Source organism: Burkholderia contaminans (assembly GCF_029633825.1).
GTDB classification, from domain to species: domain Bacteria; phylum Pseudomonadota; class Gammaproteobacteria; order Burkholderiales; family Burkholderiaceae; genus Burkholderia; species Burkholderia contaminans.
Window position 1 is genome coordinate 2,137,111 of record NZ_CP090640.1, and the last position, 19,249, is coordinate 2,156,359.

Annotated in this window: 16 protein-coding genes and 1 other RNA gene; 7 read left to right on the forward strand and 10 right to left on the reverse strand. The window is 67.2% G+C overall.

Annotated features, from left to right (window positions below; translation table 11 throughout):
* Positions 1–2 precede the first annotated feature (2 nt).
* Together LXE91_RS09975 and LXE91_RS09980 are read left to right on the forward strand one after the other, a co-directional pair.
* Positions 3–1,193, forward strand: a complete 1,191-nt coding sequence (locus LXE91_RS09975) for a gamma-glutamyl-gamma-aminobutyrate hydrolase family protein (protein WP_039343319.1) — start codon at positions 3–5, stop codon at positions 1,191–1,193.
* 115 nt (positions 1,194–1,308) lie between these two features.
* On the forward strand, positions 1,309–2,001 hold the full coding sequence (locus LXE91_RS09980; RefSeq protein WP_039343315.1) for a DUF2968 domain-containing protein: 693 nt from the start codon (positions 1,309–1,311) through the stop codon (positions 1,999–2,001).
* Positions 2,002–2,077: 76 nt separating this feature from the next.
* On the opposite strand, the gene LXE91_RS09985 is transcribed toward LXE91_RS09980, so the two are convergent.
* On the reverse strand, positions 2,078–3,028 hold the full coding sequence (locus tag LXE91_RS09985) for a hypothetical protein (RefSeq protein WP_076841771.1): 951 nt from the start codon (positions 3,026–3,028) through the stop codon (positions 2,078–2,080).
* A 350-nt stretch (positions 3,029–3,378) separates the two neighbouring features.
* Here LXE91_RS09985 and tcuC point away from each other — a divergent pair, with 350 nt between their 5' ends.
* Positions 3,379–4,674: an MFS transporter gene (gene tcuC / locus LXE91_RS09990; RefSeq protein ID WP_039343310.1), complete on the forward strand. Its 1,296-nt coding sequence runs from the start codon at positions 3,379–3,381 to the stop codon at positions 4,672–4,674.
* An 83-nt stretch (positions 4,675–4,757) separates the two neighbouring features.
* Here tcuC and LXE91_RS09995 read toward each other — a convergent pair whose 3' ends face one another.
* The gene (locus LXE91_RS09995) at positions 4,758–6,599 is read right to left on the reverse strand and encodes a tetratricopeptide repeat protein (protein WP_321199932.1); all 1,842 of its coding nucleotides are present in this window, start codon (positions 6,597–6,599) and stop codon (positions 4,758–4,760) included.
* A gap of 130 nt (positions 6,600–6,729) precedes the next feature.
* On the opposite strand from LXE91_RS09995, the gene LXE91_RS10000 reads away from it, so the two are divergent.
* Positions 6,730–8,373 (forward strand): FAD-dependent monooxygenase, encoded by a 1,644-nt coding sequence (locus LXE91_RS10000; protein ID WP_039343305.1) that lies wholly within the window; start codon positions 6,730–6,732, stop codon positions 8,371–8,373.
* An 8-nt stretch (positions 8,374–8,381) separates the two neighbouring features.
* Here LXE91_RS10000 and LXE91_RS10005 read toward each other — a convergent pair whose 3' ends face one another.
* Genes LXE91_RS10005 through LXE91_RS10020 form a run of 4 tightly spaced genes read right to left on the reverse strand, consistent with a single transcriptional unit; the run spans position 8,382 to position 13,684 of the window.
* Complete coding sequence (locus tag LXE91_RS10005) at positions 8,382–8,633, reverse strand: formate dehydrogenase subunit delta (protein WP_039343302.1); 252 nt, start codon at positions 8,631–8,633, stop codon at positions 8,382–8,384.
* 7 nt (positions 8,634–8,640) lie between these two features.
* On the reverse strand, positions 8,641–11,592 hold the full coding sequence (fdhF, locus tag LXE91_RS10010) for a formate dehydrogenase subunit alpha (protein ID WP_039343300.1): 2,952 nt from the start codon (positions 11,590–11,592) through the stop codon (positions 8,641–8,643).
* Between the two features lie 17 nt (positions 11,593–11,609).
* The gene (locus LXE91_RS10015; RefSeq protein ID WP_039343298.1) at positions 11,610–13,187 is read right to left on the reverse strand and encodes a formate dehydrogenase beta subunit; all 1,578 of its coding nucleotides are present in this window, start codon (positions 13,185–13,187) and stop codon (positions 11,610–11,612) included.
* The gene (locus LXE91_RS10020) at positions 13,184–13,684 is read right to left on the reverse strand and encodes an NAD(P)H-dependent oxidoreductase subunit E (protein ID WP_039343296.1); all 501 of its coding nucleotides are present in this window, start codon (positions 13,682–13,684) and stop codon (positions 13,184–13,186) included. The genes LXE91_RS10015 and LXE91_RS10020 overlap by 4 nt, the downstream gene beginning before the upstream one ends.
* A 131-nt stretch (positions 13,685–13,815) precedes the next feature.
* On the opposite strand from LXE91_RS10020, the gene LXE91_RS10025 reads away from it, so the two are divergent.
* The 3 genes from LXE91_RS10025 to LXE91_RS10035 all read left to right on the forward strand — a co-directional run bounded on the left by LXE91_RS10025 (position 13,816) and on the right by LXE91_RS10035 (position 16,022).
* Positions 13,816–14,922: a substrate-binding domain-containing protein gene (locus tag LXE91_RS10025; protein ID WP_039343293.1), complete on the forward strand. Its 1,107-nt coding sequence runs from the start codon at positions 13,816–13,818 to the stop codon at positions 14,920–14,922.
* Between the two features lie 101 nt (positions 14,923–15,023).
* Positions 15,024–15,293: a hypothetical protein gene (locus LXE91_RS10030; protein ID WP_039343291.1), complete on the forward strand. Its 270-nt coding sequence runs from the start codon at positions 15,024–15,026 to the stop codon at positions 15,291–15,293.
* Positions 15,294–15,668: 375 nt separating this feature from the next.
* Positions 15,669–16,022, forward strand: coding sequence for a DUF4148 domain-containing protein (locus LXE91_RS10035; RefSeq protein WP_039343289.1), 354 nt, complete (start codon positions 15,669–15,671; stop codon positions 16,020–16,022).
* Positions 16,023–16,296: 274 nt separating this feature from the next.
* Here the strand turns inward: LXE91_RS10035 and ssrA are convergent.
* The 4 genes from ssrA to ompA all read right to left on the reverse strand — a co-directional run bounded on the left by ssrA (position 16,297) and on the right by ompA (position 18,938).
* Positions 16,297–16,666, reverse strand: a transfer-messenger RNA (tmRNA) gene (ssrA, locus tag LXE91_RS10040).
* 17 nt (positions 16,667–16,683) lie between these two features.
* On the reverse strand, positions 16,684–17,400 hold the full coding sequence (gph, locus tag LXE91_RS10045; RefSeq protein WP_039343288.1) for a phosphoglycolate phosphatase: 717 nt from the start codon (positions 17,398–17,400) through the stop codon (positions 16,684–16,686).
* 13 nt (positions 17,401–17,413) lie between these two features.
* Complete coding sequence (gene ubiG, locus LXE91_RS10050; protein WP_039343286.1) at positions 17,414–18,112, reverse strand: bifunctional 2-polyprenyl-6-hydroxyphenol methylase/3-demethylubiquinol 3-O-methyltransferase UbiG; 699 nt, start codon at positions 18,110–18,112, stop codon at positions 17,414–17,416.
* A 154-nt stretch (positions 18,113–18,266) separates the two neighbouring features.
* The gene (gene ompA / locus LXE91_RS10055) at positions 18,267–18,938 is read right to left on the reverse strand and encodes an outer membrane protein OmpA (protein WP_039343284.1); all 672 of its coding nucleotides are present in this window, start codon (positions 18,936–18,938) and stop codon (positions 18,267–18,269) included.
* Between the last annotated feature and the right edge of the window lie 311 nt (positions 18,939–19,249).

Genomic DNA, 19,249 nt, shown 5'->3' on the forward strand with positions numbered 1-19,249 from the left:
TCATGAGCGAAAACACGCCTTCCCCGGCCGGTCTGCCCGGCACCTCCTCCGTTTCTTCCGATTCCCCCCGTTCCGATCCGGCGAAAGCGCCCGATGCGCCGGCTGCCCAGGCCGCCGCGCAGAACGTCGCTGCCGACGGCGCGTCACCGGTTACGGCCGCGTCCGAGCCGGGCGCGCCCGGTGCGACCGGCGCCGCCATCGATGGTGCTGCTGCCGCCGTGCCGCCGAAGGCTGGAACGCCGCCACCCGGTTTCGGCGCACCGCCTGATTTCGACACGCCGCGCCCGCCGCCTGCGAGCGCGCAGAATGCGCCGCCGGCCTATCTGAAGCAAAGCGACACGCCGTGGTCGGTATTCGGCCGGATCGTGGCCGCGCGCGCGCGCAGGCTGTTCGACCGTGCAGGCCAGCGCATCACGCAGCGCACGCTGCGCATCGGCGTGTCGGCGCGGATCTTCCATCCGGAGCCGGGTGCGAAGGGGCTGCGGGGCAAGACGCTCCAGTATCTCGAGGAATCGATCGCGCACTGGGTCATGTCGCGCGACGTGCTCGTGTTCATGATTCCGACCGTCGGCCACCAGGGCATGATTCACCCGAGCAACATCCGCCTGCGCGACTACGCGAAGCATCTCGACGGCCTGCTGCTGCAGGGTGGCGCGGACGTATCGCCGCAAACCTACGCCGCATCCGACGCCCGCCCCGAATGGCCGGGCGATCGCGTGCGCGACATGTACGAGCTCGAGCTGCTGCACGAGTTCGTCGAATCCGGCAAACCCGTGCTCGGCGTATGCCGCGGCTGCCAGCTGATCAACGTCGCGTTCGGTGGCTCGCTGTACCAGGACATCGCCACCGACGTGCCGACCGCGAATGCGCACGTGAGCGAGCATTACGACCAGCATCGACACGCGATCCGCTTCCCGGATTCGTCGACGCTCGCGAGCATGTTCCCCGGGCGCAGCGAAGCGATCGTCAACTCGATCCACCACCAGGCGATCCGGGATCTCGGCCGCGATCTGAACATCGAAGCCGTGTCGGCCGGTGACGGGATCATCGAGGGCATTCGTCATCGCCGTTCGCCGTTCGTCGTCGGCGTGCAGTGGCACCCGGAGTTCCATCGGGCCGGCGGTTCGGAACTGCTCGACTGCACGCCGTTGCTCGATGCATTCCTGCGCGCGGCGCGCGAAACCCGCCTGTAGCAAGCTGGATGCTTCGCGTCGCACGACGACCGGCCGCAGTCCGATAAATTCGAGATGCGGCCGTTTCGTTTTGAACGATAATCGCGAGTTCCGATTCGTTCGCCGGAGTCTGACGTTGGCTTTCCGAAATTTTTCCCCTGCACGGTGCGCAACGTGGATCGTTGCGCTGGTTGCCTGCACGCAAGCGGGTGCGGCCTGGTCTGCCGACACGACCGCGCCCGCCGCCGGAACGCGTCCGGCGGTCACGAGCTTGCGCGGCGACGCGGCGGCTTCCAATCCGGCTGCGACGGATGCGTCCGCACAAGGCAACGTCGCCGAGCTGACGCAGATGCTGCGCGATGGCCGCATCGTCGAGATGCGTACGACCTACAACGGCAGCTACGGTGCAAGCCTGATGTTCGACCCGCGCGAGATGACGTACTACGTCGCGCTGTTCCAGGACAAGCATCTGTGGCGTGTGATCCGGTCGCAGGAAAAGAGCCGCGCGGAGATGGTGTATGCAAACTTCGTTCAGCAGACCGTACAACTTGCCGACATCGAGATCCGCCGTACCGAGCTGGAGGCGCAGAAGGCGTTTCTCGAGCGCGTGATCGCGCTGCAGGCGAATCGTGCACAGCAGTTGCAGGCCGACCTGAGTGTTGCACGCAGCCAGCAGGCCGAAGTCGCGCAGCGGCAGCGCTCGGCGCAGGAGCAGGCACAGGCGCTGCAGGTCGAGAAGCGGGCTGCGCAGTTGCAGCTGCGCGATCTGCAGGAGCAGGTGCGACAGCTCGAGAAGCAGACCGAGACGGGGCTGCCCACGCACAAGTAACGAATCGTCAGACCGACACAGAGACGAGCAAAACCCGGCGAAGCGAGCTTCGCCGGGTTTTTTTACGGCCGTGCCGTCAGCGCGCGAACGCGTTCGGCGTGTCGGTCAAGCGGCGGTGGGACAGTTGTGCCGTCCAGTCGAAATTGACGGGGGGAGCGTGCGTTGCGCGGGCTGGCTGCGTCGCGCGCAGCGCGCCTGCCATGGCGATCAGCGTGAGCGGATCGTCGAGCGCATCGTGTGAATTGGCGATTGCGTGCGGCGCGGTGGCGAGCCGATCGCGTGCCCGGGTGTCGATCGGGTTGTTCCGGACCGGCGGACGCGCAGCCAGCCGCTGCACGGTCGGGCGCCCGGCCGGTGCCACTGTCGTGCGCTTGCCGTTCGAATGGAGCGACGAGGCCGTGGCGGTGCGCGGCGTGTCGGATTTAGCCGGCGGACGAAGCGACGCCGGACGACGCGTGACCGGGTGCGCGGCCGGCGGTGATCCGGCCGTCGTCGCGACGGTGGCGGCCGTCTCGTGCTGCGGCATGGCGTTCGTCGACGCATGCGGCTGAGCCATCGCGACCTGCACCGTGCCGGACGACGACGTGGCGTGATCGGGCGCGCCATCGGCCGTTCGAATCGCGTAGGTGGGCCAGAATTCCGTCATGGGCTCGTGCGCGGCGATCAGCCAGCCAATGATGCCGAGCGCGCCGATGCTCCAGCAGAGCGCGTACTTCGCACGCCGGTCGCGAGCGCCACCGGCGATACGGTGGGGGCGCCGGCCGGCGGCGGCCGGAATCGCAACCGGCGGCCTGGTGGAAATCGGTGCAGGCGCGATCGTCGGCAGCGGCTTCCAGTGGCACGTGCGGTGCGGCCGGTCGACGTCGATGCAGGACGTTGCCAGTGTCGCGAGGCAGTGCTTGCCGGCGCGCGCACCGGGTGCGCCGCGAAAGATCCAGTCTTGGCCGAACGACGGGACCTGATCGAGCGGAGCGATGCGAGGGCGGGCAAGCGCGCCGGCAACGGGGACGAGGTGCGATGGAGTCATGAGGGCGGTGCGCCATGCGGCACGGACATCCGTGCCGGTGCGGCGCGGATATGTCGTCGCAAATCGAGACATTGTCGTCAGCCGGCGAAGGCCGGTCGATCAGATCAATCTGATTTTTGCTTCCGTTTCGGGACGACTAGTACGAGGAGAGCGCCGCGACCTCAGCGGCAGGGGCGGCACAAGGCAAATGTCGGGTTGGCATGGCATGATGCGCGAACCATGCCGGTGCGCGCGTCGTTGCGCGGCGCGCCGCCGGCGGGCAGCGATGCCCGTGCGCGCCGGCCCGGCGCCGCGTGCGTCGTCGGATCCATGCGGCGCGGATTCGCGCCATCCGAGCTGAGCGAGAAAACATGTCCACAGCGTCACACGCCATCGCGCAGGAATCGAAATTCCGCACCGTATTCCGGGTCGTCAGCGGCAACTTCCTGGAAATGTACGATTTCATGGTCTACGGCTATTACGCGTCGGCCATCGCGAAAACCTATTTTCCGAGCGGCAACGCATTCGCGTCGCTGATGCTGTCGCTGTCGGTGTTCGGTGCGGGCTTCCTGATGCGGCCGGTCGGCGCAATCGTGCTCGGCGCGTATATCGACCATCACGGCCGGCGCAAGGGGCTGATCCTGACGCTCGGCCTGATGGCGCTCGGCACGCTCACGGTGGCCGCGATACCCGGCTATGCGACGATCGGCGTGCTCGCGCCGGCGCTCGTGCTGCTCGGCCGGCTGCTGCAGGGCTTTTCGGCGGGCGTCGAACTCGGCGGCGTGTCGGTCTACCTGTCGGAGATTGCGACGAAGGGGCACAAGGGGTTCTATACGTCGTGGCAGTCGGGCAGCCAGCAGGTGGCCGTCGTGTTCGCCGCATTCGTCGGCGTGCTGCTGAACCGCGCACTGCCGGTCGAGGAGATGACCGCGTGGGGCTGGCGCATTCCGTTCCTGATCGGCTGCCTGATCGTGCCGTTCCTGTTCCTGATCCGTCGTTCGCTGAAGGAAACCGACGAGTTCCTCGCGAAGCGTCATCGTCCGACGATGGGCGAGATCATGCGTTCGATGCTCGACAACTGGGGCATTGTGGTGGCGGGCATGGGGATGGTGATCATGACGACGGTGTCGTTCTACATGATCACCGCCTATACGCCGACGTTCGGCAAGGAAGTGCTGCACCTGTCGTCGCTCGATGCGCTCGTCGTGACCGTCTGCGTGGGGATCTCCAATCTCGTGTGGCTGCCGCTGTCCGGTGCGTTGTCCGACCGCATCGGCCGCCGCCCGGTGCTGATCGCGTTCACGGTGCTGACGCTGTTGACGGCTTACCCGGCCGTGCTGTGGCTCGTCGGCGATCCGTCGTTCCTGCGGCTGCTCGCGGTCGAGCTGTGGCTGTCATTCCTGTACGCGTCGTATAACGGGGCGATGGTCGTCGCGCTGACCGAAGTGATGCCGGCCGACGTGCGCACGGCCGGTTTCTCGCTGGCATACAGCCTGGCGACGACGATCGGCGGCTTCACGCCCGCAATCTCGACGCTGCTGATTCATCAGACCGGGAACAAGGCGGCGCCGGGTTTGTGGCTGAGCGTTGCCGCGATTTGCGGGCTGATCGCGACACTCGTGCTGTATCGCACGCCCGAGGCGCGCAACCAGTACAAGGCGGCCTGACCGGCACACGTATCACGCGTGGCGGCGGCCGCACGCGATGTACTGAAAAGGGAGCGCGGCGCGCTCCCTTTTTTCGTCTGCGGTCAGGCTTCGCGCAGCATGCCGGCGACCGCGGCCGCCACGTCGTGCCATTCGCCCGGCGCGGGCTGGCGGGCGAGCCTGGCCTGCGGATACCACGGGCAGTCGTCGCCGGTGAACCAGCGCCAGTCCGGCGCGAACGGAAGCATCACCCACAGCGGTTTGCCGAGCGCGCCGGCGAGGTGCGCGACCGCCGTATCGATCGTGACGACGCCGTCGAGCCGATCGATCAGCGCGGCCGTGTCGGCAAAGTCGTTCAGCCGGCCGTCGAGCCGATGCACGCGCGGATGTGCGTCGACGCGCGCTCGCTCGTCGTCGTCGAGTGCGGGTTGCAGCACGATCCAGTCGATGCCCGGTAGCGCGAGCAGCGGAGCGAGTGCGTCGAACGGCATCGAGCGATTTTCCTGCGCCTGCCGGCGCCCCGACCACGCAAGGCCGAACTTGCGCTTCGACCGCCCGCCGAGCGAGCCGCGAAAGCGCCGGCCGGCGCCGTCGGGGACGTCGAGGTAGCGCGCGCCCGCGACGATGTCCTCTTGCGTCTGAAGCCCGAGCAGGAACGGCAGGCTCATCAGCGTGCACGCGACATCCGCCGCAGGCGGCTTCGCCGCGCCCAGGGCGACGAGCGTCACGCGCCAGCGTGCCGCGGCCGGCGCCAGCAGCGTAACGAGTTCCGGCTGGACTTCGAGCACGACGCGCGCGCAGCGTGCGCGGGCGAGCGGCACGAAACGGACGAACTGCAGCGTGTCGCCGAAGCCCTGTTCCGCGCGGATCAGCAGCGTGCGCGACGCAATCGGCTCGCCTTGCCAGCGCGGCAGCGTGCCGAGCGGCGTCGCGCCCGGCGTGTCGTGGCGCGCTTCGTAGGCGGGCAGGCCGCGCGTGAAGTCGCCGAGCGTCAGCAGCGTGACCGCGCGGTGCAGCCGTGCCAGCGTGAGATCCGGCGCGACGCGCAGTGCCTGGTCGAAGGCGCGCAGCGCCATCTCGTGCGCACCGAGCGCGTGATGTGCGTTGCCGAGATTCAGCCAGGCGAGGCTGAACGACGGATCGAGCCCGACGGCACGCTCGTAGTAGGGCAGCGCGTCGCGGTGGCGGCCCTGCGCGCCCAGTGCGTTCGCGAGCCCGAACAGCGCGAGCGGAAACGACGGATGCAGCGCGAGCGCGGCTTCGAACGCGGCGGCCGCCTCCGCATGCCGGCCGACCGCGTCGAACGTGTTGCCGAGATTGAAATGGGCGGCGACGAAGCCCGGCTGCGCGGCGATCGCGGCCTGGAAGTGCGCGATCGCGTCGTCGGCACGGCCCATCGCGTTCAGCGCCATCGCGAGGTTGTTGTGCGCCCCCGCATGTCCGGGCCGCAGCTCGAGCGCGCGATGGAACGCGGCGAGCGCGTCGTCGTGGCGGCCGAGCGCGTTCAGCGCATTGCCGAGATTGTTGTGGATCGATGCATCGTCGGGCGTGAGCCGCAGCGCGCGGCCGAATGCGTCGATCGCATCGTCGTGGCGCTGCAACGCCGCATACGCGTTGCCGAGGTTGTAGTGCGCGAGCGGAAATTCGGGCGCGAGCGTCAGCGCGTTGCGAAAGCGGTCGACTGCTTCGTCGAGCCGGCCAAGTGCCTTCAGCGCGTTGCCGAGATTGAGCTGCAGCGCGGCATCGCCCGGCCGCAGCGCGACGGCGCGACCGACGAGATCGGCCGCCTCGGCGTGCTGGCCCTGCTGGTGCCGCAGCACGCCGAACAGATGCAGCGCGTCGGCGTCGGCGGGATTGGAGGCGAGCGCGTTGCGATAGCCGTGCTCGGCCTCGGCGAGGCGGCCCGCGCGGTGTGCGGCATACGCCCGGTCGAATGCGGAATCCATAACGCGAAAACTGACGGAAAGCGCGTATTTTCCCACACCGCGCGGGGGTGCCGCGCGTCGGCCGATCGGCATATGGCCCCGTCACGCGGAGCGGCGTAGACTTGCAGGGTCGCGTGTCATCGAGGTTCTCATGGCTGACACACTGCCCGATATCCAGCCCGTGCTGATCGTCGGCGCGGGGCCGACCGGCCTTGCCGCGGCGATGAGCCTCGCGCGAGCCCGCGTGCCGGTGCGCATCATCGATCGGCTCGCTGCACCCGCGCCGCATTCGCGCGCGATCGGCATCCAGGCGCGCACGCTCGAACTGCTGGAGCAGCATCGCGCGGTCGAACCGTTTCTCGCGCTCGGCCATCGTGCCCATGCGGCCGCGCTGCATGCCGACGGCCGCGTGATCGCGCGGCTCGATTTCGATCCGCTGCAAACGCGCTATCCGTACCTGCTGTTTCTCGACCAGACCATCACCGAGCGCCTGCTTGCCGACCATCTGGCCCGGCTCGGCGTGACGGTCGAGCGCGGCGCGACGCTGACCGCATGCGATGCGGGCGGTGCGTCGCTCGACGTGTCGATCCGCTGCGCGGACGGCCGCGACGAATCGTTCGCGCCGTCGTACCTGATCGCCGCCGACGGCGCGCACAGCACGGTCAGGCATCTGCTCGGCCTGGGTTTCACCGGGCATGCGTTCGAGCAGACCTTCCTGCTCGCCGATTTCGCGGCAATACCCGACTGGCCGGACGAAGAGATCCACCTGTTCACGACAGCCGAAGGCATCGCAGGCCTGTTTCCGATGGGCGGCGGCCGTTACCGGCTCGTGGCCGACCGGCCGCCCGGGAGCGACGCATCGCCCGATGCACCGACCCCGTCGCTCGCGGAATGCGACGCGATCGTGCGTGCCCGCGCCGGCGCGTCGATCTCGCCGAGCGATCTCGCCTGGTCGTCGTATTTTCATCTGCACAGCCGGATGGTCGACCGGCTGCGTCACGGCCGCGTGTTCTTCGCGGGCGACGCCGCGCACGTCCATAGTCCGGCCGGCGCGCAGGGCATGAACACCGGCATCCAGGAGGCGTTCAATCTCGGCTGGAAGCTCGCGCGCGTGCTCGGCGCGGGCACGCCCGAGCGGCTGCTCGACACGTATCACGCGGAGCGTCACCCGATCGAGCGCGACGTGTTGCGGCAAACCGGGTTCGTCACGCAAATCGTCGAAGCCGAGCGCGGCGCGATGAAGCTGCTGCGCGATCACGTCGTGCCGGTGCTGGCGTCGTTCGGGCCGATGCGCGACGCAGTGCGGCGCACGGTCAGCGAACTCGGCGTGCAGTACCGGAAGAGTCCGCTGACGCTCGAGCGCGTGCTCGATGGCGGGCCTCGCGCAGGCGAGCGGGCACCCGACGCGCGCGTGCGGGTGCTCGACGGGCCGCTCGGTCAGGCGCCCGGAACGGCGCGGCTATACGACCTGCACGATCCGGCGAGCTTCACGTTGCTGCTGCTGGAAGAGCCGGTGAACGCCGATACCGGCGCAGTGCCGCCGATGCCGACCGATGCGCAGGCGCTCGTGCAGGGGCTCGAACGGATCATGCCGGACGCGGTGCGCGTCTGGCGCGTCACCGATGCCGAAGGCGGCGATGCCGGCCTCGCGCAGGAATACGGCCGCTCGCGGCCGTCGTTTTACCTGCTGCGGCCGGATGGTTACGTCGCTGCGCGCGGGCGCACGGCGACCGACGCGAACGCGCTGCTGCGCCACTGCGAAAGCTGGTTCGCTGGCATGTCGCGGTCCGCGTAGCGGTGCGGTCAGGCGCTCGCCGCGGCGGGTATGAGCGACGCGCGGTGCGCGGCGATCGCGTCGCGCACGATCGGTGCCGCCCGTTGCCCGGCCTCGCTCGACGGATCGTCGAGCGCCGCGAGCAACGCGCGACGCATCCGCGGCTCCCAGAAGCGCCGGATATGGTCGGCGATGCCGGTCAACGCTTCGTCTCGATCGGGCATCGATTCGAAGAATGCGCCGATCTGGTTGGCCATGTCGATCAGGTGTCCATTGTCCATCGCTTCCTCACTTGCCCGTCGTCACGCCGGCGGTCGCGGCGGCGCGGCGCTCGAGCAGGTCGAGCTGCTCCGCGTTGAAGCGCGCATACGCTTGCTGCCAGTCGGACGGCTGCGCGACGGGCAGCACCTGCACGGCCGTCACCTTGTACTCGGGGCAGTTCGTCGCCCAGTCCGAGCTGTCCGTCGTGATCACGTTCGCGCCCGATTCGGGGAAGTGGAACGTCGTATAAACGACACCCGGCTGCATGCGTTCGGTCACGAGCGCGCGCAGCACCGTCTGCCCCGCACGCGATTCAATGCCCACCCAGTCGCCGCTGCGGATACCGCGATCCTGCGCGTCGTGCGGATGGATCTCGAGGCGATCCTCTTCGTGCCACCGCACGTTCTCGGTGCGGCGGGTCTGCGCGCCGACGTTGTACTGCGACAGGATGCGGCCCGTCGTCAGGATCAGCGGATAGCGCTGCGTGACCTTCTCCGGCGACGCGATGAACTGCGTGATCACGAACTTGCCCTTGCCGCGCACGAATGCGTCGATGTGCATCGTCGGCGTGCCTTCCGGTGCGTGCTCGTTGCACGGCCACTGAATGCTGCCGAGCGTATCGAGCTTCGCGTAGGACACACCCGAAAAGGTCGGCGTGAGCCGCGCGATCTCGTCCATGATTTCCGACGGATGCGCATAGTCCATCTCGTAGCCGAGCGCGCGCGACAGCATCAGCGTGACTTCCCAGTCCGCGTAGCCCGCGAGCGGCGGCATCACCTTGCGCACGCGCGAGATGCGGCGTTCCGCATTCGTGAACGTGCCGTCCTTCTCGAGGAACGACGAGCCGGGCAGCAGCACGTGCGCGTATTTCGCGGTCTCGTTCAGGAAGATGTCCTGCACGACGATGCATTCCATTGCCGACAGCGCGGCCGCGACGTGCTGCGTATTCGGGTCCGACTGGACGATGTCCTCGCCCTGGCAGTAAAGCCCCTTGAAGCTGCCGTCGAGCGCCGCGTCGAACATGTTCGGGATGCGCAGCCCCGGTTCCGGTTGCAGCTTCGCCGACCACGCCGCTTCGAACTGCGTGCGCACGACCTCGTCGCCGATGTGCCGGTAGCCGGGCAGTTCGTGCGGGAACGAGCCCATGTCGCACGAGCCCTGCACGTTGTTCTGGCCGCGCAGCGGATTGACGCCGACACCTTCGCGGCCGATGTTGCCGGTTGCCATCGCGAGGTTCGCGATGCCCATCACCGTCGTCGAGCCCTGCGCGTGTTCGGTCACGCCCAGACCGTAATAGATCGCGGCATTGCCGCCCGTCGCATAGAGGCGCGCGGCTTCGCGTACCAGCTCGGCCGGCACGCCCGTCACGGCGGCGGTCGCCTCGGGCGAGTTGTCGGCTCGCGAGACGAAGTCGCGCCATTGCTCGAATGCGCGCGTCTCGCAGCGCTCGGCGACGAATGCGTCGGCGACGAGCCCTTCGGTGACGATCACGTGCGCGAGCGCGTTGACGATCGCGACGTTGGTGCCGGGCCGCAACTGCAGGTGGTGGGTCGCCTTTACGTGCGGTCCGTCGACGACGTCGATGCGGCGCGGGTCGATCACGATCAGCTTCGCGCCTTCACGCACGCGCCGCTTCAGCCGCGAGCCGAACACCGGGTGGCCGTCGGTCGGGTTCGCGCCCATCACGACGATCACGTCGGCCTGGCCGACCGACGCGAACGTCTGCGTGCCGGCCGATTCGCCGAGCGTCGTCTTGAGGCCATAGCCCGTCGGCGAGTGGCACACGCGTGCGCAGGTGTCGACGTTGTTGTTGCCGAACGCGGCGCGCACCAGCTTCTGCACGAGGTAGGTTTCCTCGTTCGTGCAGCGCGACGACGTGATGCCGCCGATGGAATCGCGGCCGTACTTGTCCTGCAGCTTGCGGAATTGCGTTGCCGCGTAGGTGAGCGCTTCTTCCCAGCTGACTTCGCGCCACGGGTCGGTGATCTTCTCGCGGATCATCGGCTTCGTGATGCGGTCCTTGTGCGTGGCATAGCCCCATGCGAAGCGCCCTTTCACGCACGCGTGGCCCTCGTTCGCTAGGCCGTTCTTGTGCGGCGTCATGCGCACGACCTGCGTGCCCTTCATCTCGGCCTTGAACGAGCAGCCGACGCCGCAGTATGCGCAGGTCGTGACGACCGAGTGTTCGGCCTGCCCGAGTTGCACGACGGATTTTTCCTGCAGCGTGGCGGTCGGGCACGCGGCGACGCACGCGCCGCACGACACGCACTCCGATGCCATGAACGATTCGCTTTCGCCGGCGGCGACGCGCGATTCGAAGCCGCGTGCGGCGATCGTCAGCGCGAACGTGCCTTGCGTTTCCTCGCAGGCGCGCACGCAGCGGTTGCAGACGATGCACTTCGACGGGTCGTACGTGAAGTACGGGTTCGATTCGTCCTTCGTGTCCTTCAGGTGATTCGCGCCGTCGAAGCCGTAGCGCACTTCGCGCAGGCCGACCACGCCCGCCATGTCCTGCAGCTCGCAGTCGCCGTTGGCGGGGCAGGTGAGGCAGTCGAGCGGATGGTCGGAGATGTACAGCTCCATCACGTTGCGACGCAGCGACTGCAGCCGGTCCGATTGCGTGCGCACCTTCATGCCCGCTTCGGCAGGCGTCGTGCACGACGCCGGATAACCTCGGCGGCCTTCGATCTCGACGAGGCACAGCCGGCAGGAGCCGAACGGTTCGAGCGAATCGGTCGCGCAGAGCTTCGGGACGTTGACGCCGGCTTCGATCGCCGCGCGCATCACCGACGTGCCGGCCGGCACCGTGACCGGCTGGCCGTCGATTTCGAGCGTGACGTCGGTATCGGCATGACGTTGCGGCGTGCCGTAGTCGGTATCGTCGAACGGATCGCGGGCACGCGCCTGAGCGGCGCTCTTGCACGCGCATTGGCCCGAGCCGCAGCCGCCTTGGCGGACGTTGTTCGTGTCGAGGGACATGCAGGGCTCCTTCTGGGTCAGGCCGCAGCCTTGACCGGACCCGACGCGGCATGTTTGCCGGCAGCGAGCCCGAAATCTTCGGGGAAATGGTCGAGTGCGGACAGCACCGGGTAGGGTGTCATGCCGCCCATCGCGCACAGCGAACCGGCGAGCATCGTGTCGCACAGGTCGCGCAGCAGCGTGACCTGCCGCTCCGACGTATCGCCGTGGCGGATGCGTGCGATCGTCTCGACGCCGCGTGTCGATCCGATCCGGCACGGCGTGCACTTGCCGCACGACTCGATCGCACAGAACTTCATCGCGTATTCGGCGAGCTCGGCGAGGTTCGACGTGTCGTCGTGCAGCACGATGCCGCCGTGGCCGACCACCGCGCCGATCGCCGTATACGCTTCGTAGTCGAGCGGCACGTCCCACTGGTGGTCGGGCAGGTAGGTGCCGAGCGGGCCGCCCACCTGCGCGGCACGTGCGGGCCGGCCGCTGGCCGTGCCGCCGCCGAAGTCGAACAGCAGCTCGCGCAGCGTGACGCCGAACGCGAGTTCGACGAGGCCGCCGTGGCGGATGTTGCCGGCGAGCTGGAACGGCAGCGTGCCGCGCGAGCGGCCCATCCCGTAGTCGCGATAGAACGCCGCGCCGCGCGCGAAGATCACGGGCGCCGTTGCGAGCGTGATCACGTTGTTGATGACGGTCGGCTGGCCGTACAGGCCGGCGAGTGCGGGCAGCGGCGGTTTCGCACGCACGACGCCGCGCTTGCCTTCGAGCGATTCGAGCAGCGCCGTTTCCTCGCCGCACACGTAAGAGCCCGCGCCTTTCGCGACGTGCAGCTCGAACGCGTGCGCGGAGCCGAGCACGTGCTCGCCGAGCCAGCCGGCTTCACGTGCGCGGACGATCGCGGCTTCGAGCGTGGCGATCGCGTGCGGGTATTCGCTGCGCACGTAGATGTAGCCGACGGTCGCGCCGGTCGCGACGCCCGCGATGATCATCCCTTCGATCAGGCAGTACGGATCGCATTCCATGATCAGGCGGTCGGAGAAGGTGCCCGAATCGCCTTCGTCTGCATTGCAGACGATGTATTTCTGCGCGGCGCGCGCCTGCCGGACCGTGCGCCACTTGATGCCGGCCGGGAACGCTGCACCACCGCGGCCGCGCAGCCCCGATTCGATCAGCGTTTCGCACGCGGCATCGCCGTCGAGCGCGAGCGCGTTCTTCAGGCCGACGAGCCCTTCGTATCGCAGGTAGTCGTCGATCGACAGCGGGTCCGTCAGGCCGATGCGTGCGAACGTGAGGCGTTGCTGGCGCGCGAGATACGGCAGTGCATCGACGAGCCCGACAGCGCTCGGATGCGTGCCGCCTTCGAGCCAGTTCGCGTCGAACAGGGCCGGCACGTCGGCGGCCGACAGATTCGCATAGCCGACGCGGCCGGCGGCTGTGCCGACCTCGACGAGCGGCTCGAGCCACAGCAGCCCGCGCGAACCGTTGCGGACCAGTTCGATGGCGATGCCGCGGCGTTCGGCTTCCGCCTCGATCGCGGCGGCGAGCGCGTCGGCGCCGAGTGCCAGCGCGGACGAATCGCGCGGAACGTAGATGCGGGTCGTCATGCGGCCTCCGGGGTGTGAGCGGCCGCGTCGGCGAGCAGGGCGTCGAACTTCTCCGGCGTGACCTTCGCGTGCAGCACGCCATTGACCGTCATCGACGGCGACTGCGCACACAGTCCGAGGCAGTAGACCGATTCAAGCGCGACGTCACCGGGCGCATGCGCATCGGCGGCATCGCCGTGCGCTGCGTCGAACCGGCAACCCGTGCGGGCTTCCGCATGCGCGGCCAGCGCTTCGCAGCCCATGCTGCGACACGCTTCGGCGCGACACATCTGGATCGTCACGCGGGCGGGCGGTGCGGTGCGGAAGTGGTGGTAGTAAGTCAGGACGCCGTGCACTTCCGCGCGCGACAGGTTGAGTGCGCGGGCGAGCGGCGCGACGCAGCCCGGCGGCACGTAGCCCGTGTCGTCCTGGATCGCGTGCAGGATCGCCACGAGCGACCGGCCGGCGCGTGCATGGCGCTCGACAAGTGCGTCGGGCGCTTGGGAATTCGGGGACATCAGCTGTGCTCCTCCAAAGTCTCATATGTGCTCGTGATTCATATAGTGCACATTGAAACTTCGTTCTGATTGATTTTGAACAACGATAAGCGGAAGATCTGGCGGTCGCAATAGGAAATCAGAGTGCATAAATGATTCGCATCGAATGCGACGCGTATCTGACCGTACGCGACACGGAAGGTCGTGCGGCCGGCCTGTCGGATGTCGCGCCGCTGCTCGAACTCGTGGCCGACACGGGCAGCATTGCGCAGGCCGCGCAAGCGAAAGGGCTGTCCTACCGGCACGCATGGGGCATGCTCCGCGCGCTGGAGGCGTGCATCGGCGGGGAACTGATCGAAACCGCGCGCGGCAAGGGCTCGACGTTGTCGGCGCTCGGGCAGGCCGTCGTCGATGCGCAGCGCCTCGCGCGCAGCCGTCTCGACGGGAACCTGCGCACGCTGGCGGCCGAAGTGGCGAGCGACCTGAACCGGCGGCTCGCGCAGCGCGACGGCGCCGTGCGCATCCATGCGTCGCACGGCTATGCGGTCGCGACGCTCGTCTCCGCGCTCGTCGATGCGCAGGCGGCCGTCGACATCAAGTATCGCGAGAGTGTCGAGGCCGTGCAGGCGCTTGGCCGCGGCGAGTGCGACCTGGCCGGCTTCCATCTGCCGCGCGGCGCGTTTCGCGCGCGGTGCGCGCAGATCTACCGGCCGTGGCTCGACGATACGCGCCATGTGCTGATCCACCTGACACGACGTCAGCAGGGGTTGTTCATTCCGCGCGGCAACCCGAAGCAGGTTCGCGGGCTCGCGGATCTCGCGCGCAATGACATCCGCTTCGTCAACCGCCAGCCGGGGTCGGGAACGCGCATGCTGCTGGATCTCGCGCTGCGCGCGATCGGCATCGATCCAGAGCGCATCGACGGCTATGCGTCGGCCGAGCTCACGCACTCGGCGATCGCGGCGTTCGTCGCGAGCGGGATGGCCGATCTCGGCTTCGGCGTCGAGCCGGCCGCCCGTCATTTCGGGCTCGATTTCATCCCGGTCGTCGACGAAGACTATTACTTTGCATGCGAACGCGCGCGGCTCGACGCGCGGCCGCTTGCCGGTGTGCTGGCGCTGCTGCGCGATGCGCGCTTTGTCGAGCGCGTCGCGCATCTCGACGGCTACGATCCGGCTGCGTGCGGAACGCTGACGAGCATCGCGTCGGGGCTCGCCGGCGGCGACGGCGCGAGCGCGCCGGAGGGCAATTCCCGGTAACGCGGACGCAATCTAACCGCGATGCAGCAGCAGGGGATTTGCGCTACGCTTGCCGCTTGACCAACGTTCCAACAAGCACGCCGTTCAAGCGTCATCCCGCCATGAAATTTTCCGTTTCCCTCACCGCGGCAGTGTTGGCCGCGGGGCTGCTGGTCGCTGTTTCGCCGTTTGCGCTCGCGCAGAATTCGCCCGGGGTGCCCGGCGGTATCCTGAGCGAACAGTTTCGCCTGAACGAGCATCCGCAGATGCCGTTCGCGGCGTCTGCGCCGTCGCAGAAATACCAGAGCGGCAACAAATCGGCCTTGCGCCGCAAGGGCGACCTGGGCGATCCCAACGGCTGCAACCTGAAGTGTCCGATGGATAGCCGGTAACCTGGCCGACGGGCGCGTTCGCACGAGAGGCCCGCAGCACGGGTTCGACTGGCGGGTGTTGCGCTCGCACGCCGACCTGGCTGATCGGCGGCAGCCGGACTACCGTGCGATTCCGATTTTGTCCGAGCCCCGCGAAGCGTTGCCGCTTCGCGGGGCTTTTGCTTTCCGGTGAGTCGTCGTGCAATTCGATGCCGGGCGACGCAGGGATATGCGTATCGCCGGCCTGATGGGTGATTTAGGGTTAACCCGTAAATCAGCAAGGATGACTTCCAGAAACCTGCCTTATTCTTAAGCATTCACCTACATAAACTTCGGGTTGTCAGCGATGAACAAGGTGTTCACCGCGAACACAGACAAATCTGGAGGTAGGTCATCATGAAGTCGCTCGTTCAAGCTGTTGTCGTTGCTGCCGCTCTCGTTGCCCCGGTCGTGTCGTTCGCCCAGTCGGGCTCGACGATCACCCGCGCGCAGGTTCGCGCCGAACTGGTCCAGCTGCAGCAGGCAGGTTACAACTCCGCTCGCGGCGAAGATCCGCATTATCCGGAAGCGATCCAGGCTGCCACGGCTCGTGTTGCAGAGCAGCAGCGTGCCGCGCTGGCGCAAGCGCAAGGCGCCGATGCCAGCGGTTATGGCGCACAGGCGCAGGGCGCATCGGCAGCGGGTTCGCGTGCAATGGGCGTGCGTCCGGCCACCGCTGAAGAAATGAAGTCGCTGTATCGCGGCAGCTGAACCGCGTATCGCCCGGTGTGCGTGAATGCCGGGTGCGACGACGCGTCGCGCCTGGCGGCGTAGCACCCGGGCCGGCCGCTGCCCGGCGCGATCGATGCGTGCGCGGGCAAGGCAGGATATCCGTCACCTCCTGTCGCCGGAAGTCCGGTGGCATTCCGCCCGGCCCGCCCGTGGCCGGGCGCTTTTTCGAAAGAAGGGGGTGAGTGCGTTTTGCCGGCAACAAAAAACCCCGCAGACTTGCGTCATGCGGGGTTCGTGCGGCGAGCGCGGAATTTGGTGGAGGCGGCGGGAATCGAACCCGCGTCCAGAAGCGCTCCACGACTAGTTCTACATGTTTAGTTCAGTCATTTGATTTAACCGCAGCGACGCGGACGAACACGCTGCACTACGGCGATTCGCTAGGTTTTCGACCCTGGCGTCGCGACGCCGACAGGGCTTAACTGACGTAAATGACCTCTGGCGGTATTGCTACCGGTCTTGCGACACTAGCCCGTCAGTGAACTAGGCAGAGGACGGCGGCCGTTAGGCTGCCAGTGCGAACGTATCGTCGTTTGCAGTTACGATTTTCCCATTGATTAACGAGGTGACGGGTCCTCGACATGCCCTAGCCGCTTCACAACCCCTGTCGAAACCAGGTCGCCCCCGCGGATAAGATCAACCATTATAGCCCAACATCGCGCAGCAGTTCGCGCAGTTGCTGCGTCGTGTCGACGAGATGCTGCGCTTGCCAGTCGGCCGGTGCGGCGCCATCGCCGCAATAGCCGTACGCCGCCGCGACCGTCGCCATGCCGGCGGCGCTGCCGGCTTGGATGTCGCGCAGGTCGTCGCCGACGTAGACGATGCGCGCAGGTGCGAGCGTCAATTGGTCGGCCGCATGCAGCAGCGGGGCCGGGTGCGGTTTCGAGTGCGGCGTTGTGTCGCCCCCGACGACGCAGGCGGCGCGCGGCGCGAGGCCGAGCAGGTCGACGAGCGGCGCCGTGAGCCGCATTGCCTTGTTCGTGACGATGCCCCAGCGCACGCCACGCGCGTCCAGTTCGTCGAGCACGTCGCCGATGCCGGGGAACAGCGTCGTATGCACGCACAGATCCGTCGCGTAGTTGGCCAGGAACTCGTCGCGCATCGCTTCGTAACCGGGCGTGTGCGGATCGATGCCGAACGCGCCGCCGAGCAGGCCGCGCGCGCCGGCCGAGGCCAGCGGCCGCAGCACGTCGAGCGGTGTTTCTGGCAGGTCGCGCATGCGTTGCATCTTGTTGACGGCAGCCGCGAGATCAGGGGCCGTGTCGGCGAGCGTGCCGTCCAGGTCGAACAGCACGGCATCGCAGTGCAGCAGGCGCGGTTCGTCGAATGCAGCCCGCGCGGTCGAGAGGGGAGTCGTCATGCCGGTTGGAGGGTCACGCGCCGCGACGGCACGCGACGAGGTAGTTGATGTCGGCGTCGTTCGACAGCGCGAAGCGCTTGCCGATCGGGTGATACGTGATGCCCTTGATCTCCACGATGTGCAGATCCGTTGCCCGCACGAAGCCGGCCAGTTCCGACGGACGGATGAAGCGCGCGTAGTCGTGCGTGCCCTTCGGCAGCATTTGCGCGATGTATTCCGCGCCGATCACGGCGAACAGGTAAGCCTTCAGGTTGCGGTTCAGCGTCGAGAAGAACACCCAGCCACCCGGCTTCACGAGCGTCGCGCAGGCGGCGACGATATCGCCGGGCGACGGCACGTGCTCGAGCATCTCCATGCACGTGACGACATCGTAGGTGCCCGGTTCGCGCGCGGCGATCGCTTCGGCTGCGATGGCCTCGTAATCGACCGAGATGCCGCTTTCGAGACTGTGCAGGTCGGCGACGCCGAGTGCTTCGGTCGACAGGTCGATGCCTTTCACCTGCGCGCCGAGTCCGGCCATTGATTCGGACAGGATGCCGCCGCCGCAGCCGATGTCGAGTGCGCGCTTGCCGGCGAGGTGCGCATGCGCATCGATCCAGCCGAGCCGGACCGGGTTCAGGTCGTGCAGCGGCTTGAATTCGGCATTCGGATCCCACCACCGATGGGCAAGGTCGCTGAATTTCTGGAGTTCGTGCGGATCGGCGTTGGTCATGTCGGCAAACGGGCTACGGGAGGAGGGCGGTGCTGCGATTCGTCAGCCCCGAGTATATAAGAAGCGGACGAGCGGCGAAGCGGCGAGCGCCTGGACGAGCGTCAAAGAAAAAGCCCCGCCGGAGCGGGGCTTTGAAGCAGTCGAAAACCGCGGCTTAGTTTGCCGGAACGGTCGTCTTCTGGACTTCTTGCGTACCGACCACTTCGACTTCCACGCGGCGGTCCGGTGCGAGGCAGGCGATGAGTTGCTTGCGGTTCTTCTGGTTGCAGCCAGTCGTAACCGGGTTGCGCTTGCCCTTGCCTTCCGTGTAGATCTTGTTGGCCGGCACACCCTTGCTGACCAGGTACGACTTCACGGCTTGCGCACGGCGCAGCGACAGACGGTCGTTGTACTTGTCCGAACCGATGCGGTCCGTGTAGCCCGTTGCGACGACCACTTCCGTGTTCATGCCCTGGATCTTCGACGACAGTTCGTCCAGCTTTTGCTTGCCCAGCGGCTTGAGCGTTGCCTTGTCGAAGTCGAACAGTGCGTCAGCTTGATACGTGATCTTCTGGCTCGTGATTGCCGGAGCGACCGGAGCGACCGGAGCCGGTGCCGGTGCCTGGGCGACCAGTGCGCCATCGCACTTAGCGTTGGCGGTGGCCGGCGTCCAGAACGCATCGCGCCAGCAGAGCTCGTTCGTGCCGTTCATCCACACCCATTCGCCCGTGCCGTTCACCCAGTTGTCATTGACGGCTTGACGCGACGCCGGCACCGACTGTGCCGAAGCGGATGCAGCCATAACTGCGGTAGCTGCAATGAACGCGAGCTTTGAAAGTTTATTCATATTTCTCCTCTCGAAATTGAGATTACCGCAGGTTTACTGCGAGCCTGTTGACGGTGACAAGTCATACATTGCTCGAAGTATAACATTGGTGCGGCACAAAAAACGCGGCACCGCTCTGTGTAGACTTCGAGCAGCGTCTAACTTTCAGTGCGTTGGCATTTTGCCATATCGTTCCCTTCCTACGAAAAAAAATCCTCCCCACCCCAAGATCGCTTCAACTTTGTGGTGCATGCGCAACACCGACCTGCCGTAACTTTTAGAGATTGTCAAGAGTGTGGCGGCGAAATTGCGCGATTGCGTGCAGTTGTTTA

Bases quoted from the DNA above. Each gene is read 5' to 3' on its own strand.
- LXE91_RS09975 (WP_039343319.1), top strand. From the start codon at position 3: ATGAGCGAAAACACGCCTTCCCCGGCCGGTCTGCCCGGCACCTCCTCC.
- LXE91_RS09985 (WP_076841771.1), bottom strand. From the start codon at position 3,028: ATGACTCCATCGCACCTCGTCCCCGTTGCCGGCGCGCTTGCCCGCCCT.
- tcuC (WP_039343310.1), top strand. From the start codon at position 3,379: ATGTCCACAGCGTCACACGCCATCGCGCAGGAATCGAAATTCCGCACC.
- LXE91_RS09995 (WP_321199932.1), bottom strand. From the start codon at position 6,599: ATGGATTCCGCATTCGACCGGGCGTATGCCGCACACCGCGCGGGCCGC.
- LXE91_RS10000 (WP_039343305.1), top strand. From the start codon at position 6,730: ATGGCTGACACACTGCCCGATATCCAGCCCGTGCTGATCGTCGGCGCG.
- LXE91_RS10005 (WP_039343302.1), bottom strand. From the start codon at position 8,633: ATGGACAATGGACACCTGATCGACATGGCCAACCAGATCGGCGCATTC.
- fdhF (WP_039343300.1), bottom strand. From the start codon at position 11,592: ATGTCCCTCGACACGAACAACGTCCGCCAAGGCGGCTGCGGCTCGGGC.
- LXE91_RS10015 (WP_039343298.1), bottom strand. From the start codon at position 13,187: ATGACGACCCGCATCTACGTTCCGCGCGATTCGTCCGCGCTGGCACTC.
- LXE91_RS10020 (WP_039343296.1), bottom strand. From the start codon at position 13,684: ATGTCCCCGAATTCCCAAGCGCCCGACGCACTTGTCGAGCGCCATGCA.
- LXE91_RS10025 (WP_039343293.1), top strand. From the start codon at position 13,816: ATGATTCGCATCGAATGCGACGCGTATCTGACCGTACGCGACACGGAA.
- LXE91_RS10030 (WP_039343291.1), top strand. From the start codon at position 15,024: ATGAAATTTTCCGTTTCCCTCACCGCGGCAGTGTTGGCCGCGGGGCTG.
- LXE91_RS10035 (WP_039343289.1), top strand. From the start codon at position 15,669: ATGAAGTCGCTCGTTCAAGCTGTTGTCGTTGCTGCCGCTCTCGTTGCC.
- gph (WP_039343288.1), bottom strand. From the start codon at position 17,400: ATGACGACTCCCCTCTCGACCGCGCGGGCTGCATTCGACGAACCGCGC.
- ubiG (WP_039343286.1), bottom strand. From the start codon at position 18,112: ATGACCAACGCCGATCCGCACGAACTCCAGAAATTCAGCGACCTTGCC.
- ompA (WP_039343284.1), bottom strand. From the start codon at position 18,938: ATGAATAAACTTTCAAAGCTCGCGTTCATTGCAGCTACCGCAGTTATG.